Genomic DNA, 11,687 nt, shown 5'->3' on the forward strand with positions numbered 1-11,687 from the left:
GGACGGCGCCGCCCGGGGGCGGGGGGTGTGGCGGGCGGGGCCGGGAAGGCGCGCCCGCGGCGGCCCCGGGGGTTTTCCACCCCCGGACCCCCGAGGATATTTGAAGAACGAAGAGGGCGATGGGCGTCAGGCAGGGGCGATCCGGCGCGCTTTTCACTTTGCCGAAAATACGCAACCCGCCCTGTCTGCCCGCGCCGAGGATCCGGTCGGCAGGGCGCGCTTGTCACCCGGATGCCCGGTCTCCTCCGGGCGCTCCGGTCAAGGCAGGCGGCGGGCCGCAGGCGGGGGGGGCGGGTGGGAGCCTGCGGCCCGCCGCCGTCAGTGCCAGCTCACATCGCCGAGGAAGATATAGCCCGCACCATAGATCGTCTTGATCAGCCGCGGGTTCTTCGGATCCTCGCCGAGCTTCGCCCGAAGCCGCGAGATCCGCACATCCATCGCCCGGTCGAAGCTTTCGCCCGCCGCGCCGCCCAGCGATTCCTGCATCTGCATGCGCGAGATCAGCCGTTTCGGCGCGTCGAGGAAGAGGCGCAGCACCTCCCCCTCGGCATGGCTGAAGGGCACTTCCGCCCCGTCCGGGCCGATCAGCAGGTAGCGGTCGAATTGTGCTTCCCAGCCGTTGAAGCGGGCGACCGAGCCGCCGGCCTCGGGCGCCGGGCGCGACTTGCGCAGCCGGGCGCGGATCCGGGCCACGACCTCGGCCGGCTCGAAGGGCTTGATGATGTAATCGTCGGCCCCCAGCTCCAGCCCCGTCACCCGGTCCGAGGCTGCCGCCCTCCCCGAGATGATGATGATCGTCGCCCCCGATTCGAGGGCCAGCCGGTGGACCAGCGCCAGACCGTCGCGGTCGGGCAGCCCCAGATCCACCAGGCAGACATCCGGCGCCGTGCGTTTCAGCGCCGCCTCGAATTCCGTCGCCCGCGAGAAGGTCGAGGTGCGGAACCCCGCCTCATTCAGCGCATCGGCGAGGATGCGGCGGATTTCGGCCTCGTCGTCGAGGATGGCGACATGGGGCTGCGTCATCGGGGATCCTTACGGCAGGGCAGGGCGCGCGGTCCCCGGCATAGCCGAGGCTGCGGCGCGCAGGAAGGCGTCGAGTTCGGCGGGGGCGAAGGGTTTGGCCAGCACGGCGGCCTCCCGGGCGGCCCTGGCGCGCAGCGGGTCCGAGGGCGGCAGCGAGGTCATCAGCGCCATGGCGAGGCCGGGCCGCAGGCCGCGCAGCCGGGCCAGCAGGTCGGGGCCGGTTTCCTCGCCCTTCAGCTGGATGTCCGACAGCACCATGCCGATCTCCGGCAGCAGCGCCAGCGCGCGGGCATCCTCGGCGGTTTCGGCCTCGATCACCCGGTGGCCGAGGTCCACCAGCATCTCGCGCACCAGCATGCGGATCTCGGCGCTGTCCTCGACCAGCAGCACGAGCCGGGTCTCGTCCGGGGCGGGATCGGCGGCGGGGCGCAGCGGCAGGCGCAGTGTGACCCGGGCGCCGCCCTCGGGCCGGTTGGCCAGCCGCACCGTGCCCCCCGCGAGCGAGGCCTGGTCATAGACCATCGCCAGCCCGAGGCCCGATCCCTCCGCCCCCTTGGTGGTATAGAACGGGTCGAGCCCGCGTTTCAGCGCCTCGTCGGTGAAGCCCGGCCCGTCATCCTCGACCGCGAGTTCCAGCCAGGTGTCCTGCACCCGGCGGGCCGAGAGGCGGATCTGGCCGCCGCCGTCCTCGCTGCAGCCGATGGCGTCGCGGGCGTTGAGGATCAGGTTCAGGAGCGCGTCCTGCGTCGCCCCCTGATCCAGCATCACCCGCCCCAGGCCGGGTTCCAGCGCGATGCCGAGCCGCATGCCCGCGGGCAACGAGGGCGAGGCCATCATCCGCAGATCGTCCAGAAGCGGCTCAAGGTCGGTGGCCTGCGGGTTCAGGACGCGCGCGCCCGACATCTCTCCGATGCGGCGCAGAAGCGTCCCGCCGCGCCGGGCCGCGGCCTGGGTGGCGCGCACCGCCTCGGCGGCCTCGGGCGGCAGGTCGGGCAGACGGGCGAGTTTGTCCTGAAGCCCGAGAATGATGGTCAAGAGGTTCGAGAAATCATGCGCAAGGCCCGAGGTCAGCTGCGCCGCCACCTCGCGCTTGCGCGTCTGCATCAGCGCCGCGCGGGCCTGCGTTTCGGCGGTGATATCGGTGGTCAGCAGATAGACGCCGCCATCCTGCCCGTCCGGGGCATTGCGCGGATCGGGGGTCATCACCACGCGGATGCGCCGCCCGCTGTCCTCATGCGTCAACTCGCGCACCGCATCCTCGCCCTGCAGGGTGCGGTGCATGTCGGCGATGAGGCTGGCGTGAAGCTGGGCGCCGACCGCCTCCTCGAAGCGCATGCCGACGACATTGGCGGGCAGGCCCGGCACCAGCGACGACAGGCGCCGGTTCGAATAGGTATAGACCAGATTGCGGTCGAGATGGGCGATATGCGCCGGCATCATCTCGGTCACCAGACGGGTGCGGGCCTCCATCTCGGTCAGCTCGCGCTGCGTCTCCTCGAGCATGGCATTGGTCGAGGCGAGTTGCCGGTTGGCCATCCCCAGCCGCTCGGCATGGGTCAACAGCTGGCCCGAGAGTTCCTCGGAGCGGGCGCGCAGCAATTGCTCCTGCAGCTTGATCTCGGTGATGTCGGTATAGACCGTGACCCAGCCGCCCTGCGCCAGCGGCGCCCCCTCGACCGAGACCCAGCGGCCGTTGGCGCGCTGGCGCTCCATGTAATGGGGCCGGAAATCGCGCGCCGTCTCGACCCTCTGGCGCACGGCCTCCTCGACATCGCCGGGCGGGCCGTATTCGCCGCGCCGGACCAGGAAGCGGATCGTCTCCTCGAACGAGGCGCCGGGCCGGACCAGCGCATCGGGCAGGCCGAACATCTCCTGATAGCGGGGGTTGCAGACGGCGAGACGCAGGTCGCTGTCGAAAATGGACAGCGCCTGCTGGATCAGGTTCAACCCGGCGCGGGTCAGCTTTTCGTAGGTTTCCGGCTGCATGGTGGGCAGGCTAGCGCCGCGCCCGGGCGGCGTCCAGCGTTGCCGCTCAGCGCAGCTCTTCGCCCGGTTCGACGCCCCAGACGGCCGAGGTTTCCAGCCAGCCGCGGCTGCCCTCGACACTGACCCGGCACCAGCCCGAGGAGCATTCCATGATCCGTGCCACCACGCCCGCCTCGAGATAGGCGAGTTCGGTGGCGCCGGGCTGGGGCAGGGCGCGGAGCGGCGTCATGTCCTGCGTCACGAGGACCGTGCGCACGCCCGAGAGCAGCGAGTAATGAATCCACCCGCCCTCGCCCTCGGAATCCTCGACCCGGCGCCAATGCTCGAATTCGCCGGTGACCCGCAGCGGCAGGTCGCGCAGCGTATAGATCCAGTCGACGCGGTGGGTGTCGGACGGCCCGCGCCGCGCCCGCCCGCGTGAGGTCTTGAGCGAGACATAGCGCGGCAAGGGCAGGCCGGTTTCGGGGCCGACGGTGGGGGCCGTGGTCGCGGCGGGCGGCGGGGCGACGGCGGCCTGGGTCGCCACCAGCTCGTCCGCGCCGGCCCCGGAGCCGGCCATGCCTGCCGACACGGCCACAGCCGCCCAGACGACGATCGCAATCGCTTTGCGCATTCGGTCCTGCCCGGCCTGCTTGCGCAGGTCTGATGATGCCTCCGGCCCCCGCTCATTGGCTGCGAAATTTTATTTCGCACGGGGTTGCGCGGATGGCTTGTGCCTCGGTTCGCTCTGCGCCACTTTGCCAGCAAGCGGCCCGATTTGAAAGACCCAAGGAGAAGTCCATGCCCCTCAAGCGCCTGAGTGTGGTGGTCACGCGACGCCTGCCGGACCCGGTGGAAACGCGGCTGAAGGAATTGTTCGACGCCGAGCTGAGGGATGATGACCGGCCGATGAGTCGCGAGGAACTGCTGGCGGCGATGGCGCGCGCCGATGTGCTGGTGCCGACGCTGACCGACCATATCGACGCGGGGCTCTTGGCCGGGGCGGGCGAGCGGCTGAAGCTGATCGCCAATTACGGGGCGGGGATCGACCATATCGACGTGCAATCGGCCCGCCAGCGCGGGATTCTGGTGTCGAATACCCCGGGCGTGGTGACCGAGGATACCGCCGACATGACCATCGCCCTGATGCTGGCGGTGACCCGGCGCATCCCCGAGGGGCTGGCGGTGATGCAGGCGGGCGGCTGGTCCGGCTGGTCGCCGATGGCGCATCTGGGCGGGCGGATCGGCGGCAAGCGGCTGGGGATCCTGGGCATGGGCCGGATCGGCCAGGCGGTGGCGCGGCGCGCGCAGGCCTTCGGCATGCAGATCCATTACCACAATCGCAAGCGCCTGCGGCCCGAGGTCGAGGAACCGCTGGAGGCGACCTTTTGGGAGAGCCTCGACCAGATGGTGGCGCGGATGGACGTGATCTCGATCAACTGCCCGCACACGCCCTCGACCTTTCATCTGATGAACGCCCGGCGGCTGAAGCTGATGAAACCCTCGGCGGTGATCGTCAACACCTCGCGCGGCGAGGTGATCGACGAGAACGCGCTGACCCGGATGCTGCGCGCGGGCGAATTGGGCGGCGCGGGGCTCGATGTCTTCGAGCGCGGTTCGGAAGTGAATCCGCGGTTGAGGGAACTGCCGAATGTGGTGCTGCTGCCGCACATGGGCTCGGCCACGCTGGAGGGACGGGTCGAGATGGGCGAGAAGGTGATCCTGAACATCAAGACCTTCGCCGACGGTCACCGGCCGCCGGATCAGGTGCTGCCGGGGATGCTGTAACGGCCGTCGGTTCGGGGGAGGGGTTTCGCCCTCGTGCCTCGGGCGACCGAGGCGGGGGGCTGCTCGCCCCCCGCACCCCCTCGCCAAAGGGGGGCACGCCCCCCTTTGGAAACCCCGTGGATATTTGAAGAACGAAGATGACGAAGACGGGGCGGGCGTTACTTCACCGCCTTGCCGGCGATGGTGGTCGTCTTGCCGCCGGTGAAATTCGCCGTGGCGAGCACCTTCGGCTTTTCCTTCTTCGGTTTCTTGGCTTCCTTGTTGCCGCGCTGGCTGTCGCCCTTGCCCATGGTCATGTCCTCTGGTGAACCCCCGCCCGGCGGATGCGGGGCGGGTCGATGCGAGGGAGGGCCGCGAGGCTCTCGGCAAGCAGCAGGGCGTGCCGGCCCGTGGCGCGGCGGCGCTCTGCGGGGGCAGTCTGATCCTCGGGGCGGCGGGGAGCAAGCCCCTTGGCGAGGGCAGGGTAGGATGGGCAATCTGCCCATCCCTGATGGTCCGGGCGTCAGACCATCATTTCCTTGGTCGCGGTCAGCTTCACCCCCGGGTGGTCGCGGCCGATGCGGTCGATGTCCCATTGCAGGCGGGTCAGATAGACCAGATCGCCGTCGTGATCGGTGGCGATATGCTGCTTGTTGGTGTTGACCACCTTCTCGACCTCGGCCTTGTCGCCCGAGATCCAGCGGGCCGAGGTGAATTGCGAGGGCTCGAAGCGCACCGGCAGGCCGTATTCCAGCTCGATCCGGCTGGCCAGCACCTCGAATTGCAGGGCGCCGACCACGCCGACGATGAAGCCCGAGCCGATCGAGGGTTTGAAGACCTTGGCCGCGCCTTCCTCGGCGAATTGCATCAGCGCCTTTTCCAGGTGCTTGGCCTTCATCGGGTCGCCCGCGCGGACGTTCTGCAAGAGCTCCGGCGCGAAGGAGGGGATGCCGGTGAAGCGCATTGCCTCGCCCTCGGTCAGCGTGTCGCCGATGCGCAGCTGGCCGTGGTTCGGAATGCCCATGATGTCGCCCGCCCAGGCCTCTTCCGTCAATTCGCGGTCGGCGGCGAGGAACAGCACCGGGTTGGTGATCGCCATCGGCTTGCCGGAACGGACATGCATCAGCTTCATGCCGCGCTGGAAATGCCCCGAGGCGAGGCGGACGAAGGCCACGCGGTCGCGGTGCTTGGGGTCCATGTTGGCCTGCACCTTGAAGACGAAGCCGGTGACCTTGTCCTCCTCGGGGTCGACCTGGCGCTTGTCGGTGGTCAAGGGCTGCGGCGCCGGGCCAAATTCGGCCATCCCGGCCATCAGCTCGCGCACGCCGAAGGAATTGATCGCCGAGCCGAACCAGATCGGCGTCATCGAGCCGTTCAGCACCTGCTCGCGGTCGAAGGCGGGCAGCAGGGCGCGGGCCATCTCCAGCTCTTCCTTCAGCGTCTCCAGCATCGCCGCCGGGATGTGCTGCGCCAGCTTGGGGTCGTCGAGCCCCTCGATCTTCAGCGACTCGCCCACCCGGTTGCGGTCGGCGCGGTCCATCAGTTCCAGCCGGTCGTGCAGGATGTCGTAGCAGCCGAGGAACTCGCGGCCCTGGCCGATGGGCCACGACGCCGGGGTCACGTCGATGGCCAGGTTTTCCTGGATCTCGTCGATGATCTCGAAGGTGTCGCGGGCCTCGCGGTCCATCTTGTTGCAGAAGGTCAGGATCGGCAGGTCGCGCAGGCGGCAGACCTCGAACAGCTTCCGCGTCTGGCTTTCGACGCCCTTGGCCCCGTCGATGACCATGATCGCGGCATCGACCGCGGTGAGCGTGCGGTAGGTGTCTTCCGAGAAATCCGAGTGGCCGGGCGTGTCGACCAGATTGAAGCGCCAGCTGTCGAAATCGAAGGACATGGCCGAGGCCGAGACCGAGATCCCGCGGTCCTTTTCCATCTGCATGAAGTCCGAGCGCGTGCGCCGCGCCTCGCCCTTGGCGCGCACCTGACCGGCCATCTGGATGGCGCCCCCGAACAGGAGGAACTTCTCGGTCAGCGTGGTCTTGCCGGCGTCGGGGTGCGAGATGATCGCAAAGGTCCGGCGGCGGGCGATTTCGGGCGGCAGGGTGGGGCGATTGTCCAGCATGGCCGCGCACTAGCCGAAAGCGCTTCGCCTGTCCACTGGGCGCCGCGTTCCGGGGCCTTTCAGGGGCCTTGCGCTCAGCCCTCGGCCGGGGCCAGCACCGCCGCGTCGCGCAGCAGGGTGGCAGGCCGCGGCGGGGGCGGGGTCAGCATGCCCAGGGGCAGCGCGCAGGTGCTGCCGCCGGTGCAGGCCGGGACGGCGGCGACGGCGATGGAGCCGTTGAGCGAGAGGGTGAGCAGCGCGGCGAAGGCCAGGGCGGTGCGGGTCATGGCGGCGATCCTGTCGGTGCGTTTCGTCTTGGTTGCAGGATCAACGGCGCGGGAGGCAGCAAGTTCCCGCCCGGCAAGAAAAAACCGCGCTCGGGGGGCGAGCGCGGCAGGCGAAGGGAGGAGAGGGCAGGTTCAGCGCTGTCCGGCGACCGGGACGGCGAAGGCCACGCGCTGGCCTAGGTCGGCGGGGCGGGCCGGGGGCGGGGACAGCATGCGCAGCGAGAGGGCGCAGACGCCCTCGGCATTGCAGGCCGCGGGCGCCGAAGCGGCGGCGAGCGAGCCGTTGAGCGAGAGGGTGAGCAGGGTGGCAAGGGCGAGGGCAGTGCGGGTCATCGGGGCATCCTTGGGTTGGGAGGCAGCATCTCTATGGCCATGGGTCGGGGCGGCCCGGCCTGCGGTTCAAAGATTTCGGCGGATTTCTTGCGGCACGGGCCTGCGCCGGGGGGCCGAAATGCAAAACGCCCCCGGGGTGCGGGGGCGGGAGCGGTCTGGCGCGGGGCCGGAGGTCAGCGGCTGCGGACCGGGATCGCCAGGGGGATCTGGCGCAGGCGGGCGCCCCCGGGCGGGGTGCGGGTCTGGCGGTCGATCTGGCGAAGCAGCGCGGCGGCGGTGTCGAGGCGGAACATGGCACTCTCCGGGGTTGGTAATCCTGTGTCGCGCGGGCGGCGGGCCGGGTTCACTCGGCGGCAGGGCCCGGGCCGGGACAGAAAGAAGGGCCGCCTTGGAGGGCGGCCCAGTCAACGAGGGAGGATCGACAGGGGAGGGAGGGCAGAAAGCTCAGCGCTTGCCGAACAGCGTCAGGATCGGGCGGCGCGGGGTGGTGGGCGCGGGGCGCGGTTGGGTCAGCAGGGCCTTGGCGGTGGTCGGGGTCATGGCTTGGTTCCTGGGCGGGAGGATGGAGTGAACAGCCATGGGTCGCGGCAGACATGCCTGCGGTTCAAAGAAAAACACGCCCCAACGGGCGCGACTTTTCAGGGCTCGGGGGGCGACACGGCACCCGGGGCCGTCAGTTCACCATGGCTGCCCGCGGCGCCGTCTCGGTCGCCACGCAGACCCGGTTACGGCCGCTTTCCTTGGCGGCATAGAGCTGGGCATCGGCGCGGTCGGTCCAATCCTCGACATCGAGGACCGCATCCGTCGCCTCGGCCACGCCGAAGCTGGCGCTGACCGGGATCTGCGGAAAGCCGGGGATCGACAGACGCTCGACCGCGCGCCGCACGCGTTCGGCCACTTCCGAGGCGATGGCGGCATCGGCATTGGCCACGAGCACGGCGAATTCCTCGCCGCCGATGCGGCCGAAACTGTCCTCGACCCGGAGTTCGCGCAGCACGCAGCGCGCCACGGCCTTCAGCACCGCATCGCCCGCGGCATGGCCCCAGGTGTCGTTGATCTTCTTGAAATGGTCGAGGTCGAAGATCATCAGCGAGGCCTTGGCATGCGCCCGGGCCCGCGCGGCGAAGGTCTTGCGCAGCGTGTCGGAAAAGGCCCGGCGGGTCATGGCCCCGGTCAGCACGTCGCGGCTGGCCTCGCCCCAGAGCTCGACCTGATCGACGACCAGCTTGGCGAAACCCTCCAGCAGCTGGCAATCGCGGTCGCTGAAGTCGCGCTCGGCGGTGTCCAGAACCCGGAGTGAGCCGATCACCACCTCGTCCTTGATCAGCGGGATTTCCAGAAAGGACCGGTACACGCCGCCCTCGGCATTGGCGGGCGCACCATGCAGTGCGACCGAGACGGCGGGGACGTTGAAGACGGATTTGATAAGGTCGGTAACGGCGGCGAACTGGGCCGGGGCGGGAAGGGCGGCCTGGATCGGGGTATTCAGCATTAAGGGAACCTCGGCCGCGGTGCTGGCGGCGAACTCGGGATCATCAAGGGAAACGCGGGCATTCATGGAACCGACCTCTGCGCTTTCGCGGATGGTCTTTTTTCGACGCGAATTGAGACCGGTTCGGGGACCGTTCGGGGCGGAAAAGAGGTTAATTAAGGGTTAACCAAGGCATCGGGCCGGATTCCGCCCAGATTGCGCCGTGTTCTCCCGTATAGGTAGAAATCAGCTTTCTCGCACCTCTCTGGGTATGAATCTGCCTGTAGACATTGACCTAAAGGCAGATTCGGGGTAGGGCGCGACCATTGGCCGCCGCTGACCCCAGCGGCCCGACCGCTGCCGGGGCGCGGAATCTGGCGTCCCATCCTTTCCTTGCGGCCCGATGCCGCAATTCACGGACGCATATGACCAAGTTTACCGATCTGAAGCTGGACCCCAAGGTCCTCAAGGCCGTTGCCGAAGCCGGCTACGAAACTCCGACGCCGATCCAGGCGCAGGCGATCCCCGAGGCGCTGGAAGGCCGCGACGTTCTGGGCATCGCCCAGACGGGCACCGGCAAGACCGCCTCCTTCACGCTGCCCCTGATCACGCGCCTGTCGCGCGGCCGCGCCCGGGCCCGGATGCCGCGCTCGCTGGTGCTGGCGCCGACGCGCGAACTGGCCGCCCAGGTGGCCGAGAATTTCGACGTTTACGCGAAATATACCAAGCTGACCAAGGCCCTGCTGATCGGCGGCGTCTCGTTCACCGAACAGGACAAGCTGATCGACCGCGGCGTCGACGTGCTGATCGCGACGCCCGGCCGCCTGCTCGACCATTTCGAGCGCGGCAAGCTGCTGCTCACCGGCGTGGAAGTCATGGTCGTCGATGAAGCCGACCGCATGCTCGACATGGGTTTCATCCCGGATATCGAGCGCATCTTCCAGCTGACCCCCTTCACCCGGCAGACGCTGTTCTTCTCGGCCACCATGGCGCCCGAGATCGAGCGCATCACCAACATGTTCCTGTCGAACCCGGTCCGGGTCGAGGTTGCCCGCCAGGCCACCACCGCCGAGACCATCGAACAGCAACTGATCGAGCTGACGCCGACCCGTCGCGACCGCGCCTTCAGCGAGAAGCGCGCCATGCTGCGCTCGCTGATCGAGGCCGAGGGCGATGCCTGCACCAATGCGATCATCTTCTGCAACCGTAAGATCGACGTCGATGTCGTGGCCAAGTCGCTGAAAAAGCACGGGTTCAACGCCTCGCCGATCCATGGCGATCTGGACCAGTCGGTGCGGACCCGCACGCTGGACGGCTTCCGTGACGGGACCGTGCGGCTGCTGATCGCCTCGGACGTCGCGGCCCGCGGGCTCGACATTCCGGCCGTGAGCCATGTCTTCAACTTCGACGTGCCCTCGCATGCCGAGGATTACGTCCACCGCATCGGCCGCACCGGCCGGGCCGGGCGTTCGGGCAAGGCCTTCACCATCGCCACGCCCTCGGACGACAAGTACCTCGCGGCCATCGAGTCGCTTCTGCAGAAGAAACTGCCGCGCGGCGTGCCGCCCGAAGGCTTTGCCGAAGCCGCCGCTGAATCCGCCGCGCGCCCCGAGCGCAAGCGGGACGGCGACCGGCCCGAGCGCGCCGAGCGCCCGCGGCGTGGCGAGCGCAAGCCCCGGGGCGAGCGTCCCCCACGCGAGACGGTCGAGGCGCCGGTCGAAACCCTGGTCGAGGCGCCCGTGGCCGAGGCCGCGCCTGCGCCCGCGCCGGTGGCGGAACTGGCCAGCGTCAAGCCGGCGCGCGACGAGATGCGCAGCGACCGTGGCGAGCGCGGTGAGCGTTCCGAACGCAACGGCCGGGGCCGCCGCGACCGGGACCGGGGCCGCGACGATGCGCCGGTTGTCGGCATGGGCGACCACGTTCCCGACTTCCTGATGCGTGAGTTCCGCGCCAAGGCCAGCTGAGCCTGCACAGCGCTGCATCGCCCTTCCTGCGCGCCCCTCACCGGGCGCGCATTCTTCGTTGATTTGCCCGGAACAAGGCCTAGGATCGGCCGCGGCACGCCCGTGTGCCGTTAACGGGATTACCAACGATGAATTTTTCCACCGCCGTTTCCACCTGCTTTTCCAAATTCGTCACCTTTACCGGCCGGGCGCCGCGCTCGGAATACTGGTATTGGGTGCTCTTCGTCTTTCTGGGGACGATCGTCTTCTCAGCCGCCGATTATGCCGTCTTCGGCAATGGCAACGGCTTGATCTCGGGGATCTTTTCCCTGGTGATCCTGCTGCCGGGCCTCGCCGTCAGCGTGCGCCGGCTGCATGACATCGGCCGCTCGGGCTGGTGGCTGCTGCTGTCCCTCATCCCGCTGGTCGGCATCATCATCCTGATCGTCTGGATGATCCGCGAGAGCGACCCGGGTGATAACGAATTCGGGCCGAACCCGTTCAGCTACTGACCGGATCCGGCGCAGGCGTTGAGCCGGGGGTGACCCGGCTCAATAGCTGTAGTCGGCGTAGATCCGGCTCAGGTCGCCCTGCCAATCGCCACGGTAATGCGCCAGCAGCTCGTCTGCAGGGACCATCCCCGTCTCGACGCTTTCCTTCAACGCGTTGAGGAAATGCGTCTCGTCGGGGATCAGCCCGCCCGCGCCGGGCCGGGCGCGCGCCTTGAGGCCACCCTCGGCGATCGTCACCAGCTCCCGCGCGAGGTCGAGCATCTTCACGCCATGCGTCTCGGCCTG

11 protein-coding genes and 1 pseudogene are annotated in these 11,687 nt (G+C 69.0%); 3 read left to right on the plus strand and 9 right to left on the minus strand.

Annotated features, from left to right (window positions below):
• Positions 1-318 precede the first annotated feature (318 nt).
• The 3 genes from VDQ18_RS19950 to VDQ18_RS19960 are packed head-to-tail and all read right to left on the minus strand — an operon-like array spanning position 319 to position 3,622.
• Positions 319-1,023, minus strand: a complete 705-nt coding sequence (locus VDQ18_RS19950; RefSeq protein WP_323022655.1) for a response regulator transcription factor — start codon at positions 1,021-1,023, stop codon at positions 319-321.
• A gap of 9 nt (positions 1,024-1,032) precedes the next feature.
• Entirely contained in the window at positions 1,033-3,009 is a 1,977-nt protein-coding gene (locus VDQ18_RS19955) for a PAS-domain containing protein (RefSeq protein WP_323022656.1), read from the minus strand.
• 46 nt (positions 3,010-3,055) lie between these two features.
• Positions 3,056-3,622 (minus strand): SH3 domain-containing protein, encoded by a 567-nt coding sequence (locus tag VDQ18_RS19960; protein ID WP_323022657.1) that lies wholly within the window; start codon positions 3,620-3,622, stop codon positions 3,056-3,058.
• A gap of 167 nt (positions 3,623-3,789) precedes the next feature.
• On the opposite strand from VDQ18_RS19960, the gene VDQ18_RS19965 reads away from it, so the two are divergent.
• Positions 3,790-4,776, plus strand: coding sequence for a D-glycerate dehydrogenase (locus VDQ18_RS19965; RefSeq protein WP_323022658.1), 987 nt, complete (start codon positions 3,790-3,792; stop codon positions 4,774-4,776).
• 158 nt (positions 4,777-4,934) lie between these two features.
• Here the strand turns inward: VDQ18_RS19965 and VDQ18_RS19970 are convergent, their stop codons facing one another.
• The 5 genes from VDQ18_RS19970 to VDQ18_RS19990 form a co-directional block, all read right to left on the minus strand.
• The gene (locus tag VDQ18_RS19970) at positions 4,935-5,066 is read right to left on the minus strand and encodes a hypothetical protein (protein ID WP_323022659.1); all 132 of its coding nucleotides are present in this window, start codon (positions 5,064-5,066) and stop codon (positions 4,935-4,937) included.
• 212 nt (positions 5,067-5,278) lie between these two features.
• Positions 5,279-6,877 (minus strand): peptide chain release factor 3, encoded by a 1,599-nt coding sequence (locus VDQ18_RS19975; protein WP_323022660.1) that lies wholly within the window; start codon positions 6,875-6,877, stop codon positions 5,279-5,281.
• A 74-nt stretch (positions 6,878-6,951) separates the two neighbouring features.
• On the minus strand, positions 6,952-7,143 hold the full coding sequence (locus VDQ18_RS19980; RefSeq protein ID WP_323022661.1) for a hypothetical protein: 192 nt from the start codon (positions 7,141-7,143) through the stop codon (positions 6,952-6,954).
• A 132-nt stretch (positions 7,144-7,275) separates the two neighbouring features.
• Positions 7,276-7,476 (minus strand): hypothetical protein, encoded by a 201-nt coding sequence (locus VDQ18_RS19985; RefSeq protein ID WP_323022662.1) that lies wholly within the window; start codon positions 7,474-7,476, stop codon positions 7,276-7,278.
• A 673-nt stretch (positions 7,477-8,149) separates the two neighbouring features.
• Positions 8,150-9,034, minus strand: a complete 885-nt coding sequence (locus tag VDQ18_RS19990) for a sensor domain-containing diguanylate cyclase (protein ID WP_323022663.1) — start codon at positions 9,032-9,034, stop codon at positions 8,150-8,152.
• A gap of 338 nt (positions 9,035-9,372) precedes the next feature.
• Here VDQ18_RS19990 and VDQ18_RS19995 point away from each other — a divergent pair, with 338 nt between their 5' ends.
• Positions 9,373-10,911, plus strand: a complete 1,539-nt coding sequence (locus tag VDQ18_RS19995) for a DEAD/DEAH box helicase (protein WP_323022664.1) — start codon at positions 9,373-9,375, stop codon at positions 10,909-10,911.
• A gap of 128 nt (positions 10,912-11,039) precedes the next feature.
• On the plus strand, positions 11,040-11,402 hold the full coding sequence (locus VDQ18_RS20000) for a DUF805 domain-containing protein (RefSeq protein ID WP_323022665.1): 363 nt from the start codon (positions 11,040-11,042) through the stop codon (positions 11,400-11,402).
• A gap of 39 nt (positions 11,403-11,441) precedes the next feature.
• On the opposite strand, the pseudogene VDQ18_RS20005 reads toward VDQ18_RS20000, so the two are convergent.
• Positions 11,442-11,687: pseudogene (locus VDQ18_RS20005) on the minus strand (glutamate--cysteine ligase); the annotation flags it as partial.

Origin of the sequence: Pararhodobacter sp. (assembly GCF_034676075.1) — a bacterium.
GTDB lineage: Bacteria > Pseudomonadota > Alphaproteobacteria > Rhodobacterales > Rhodobacteraceae > Pararhodobacter.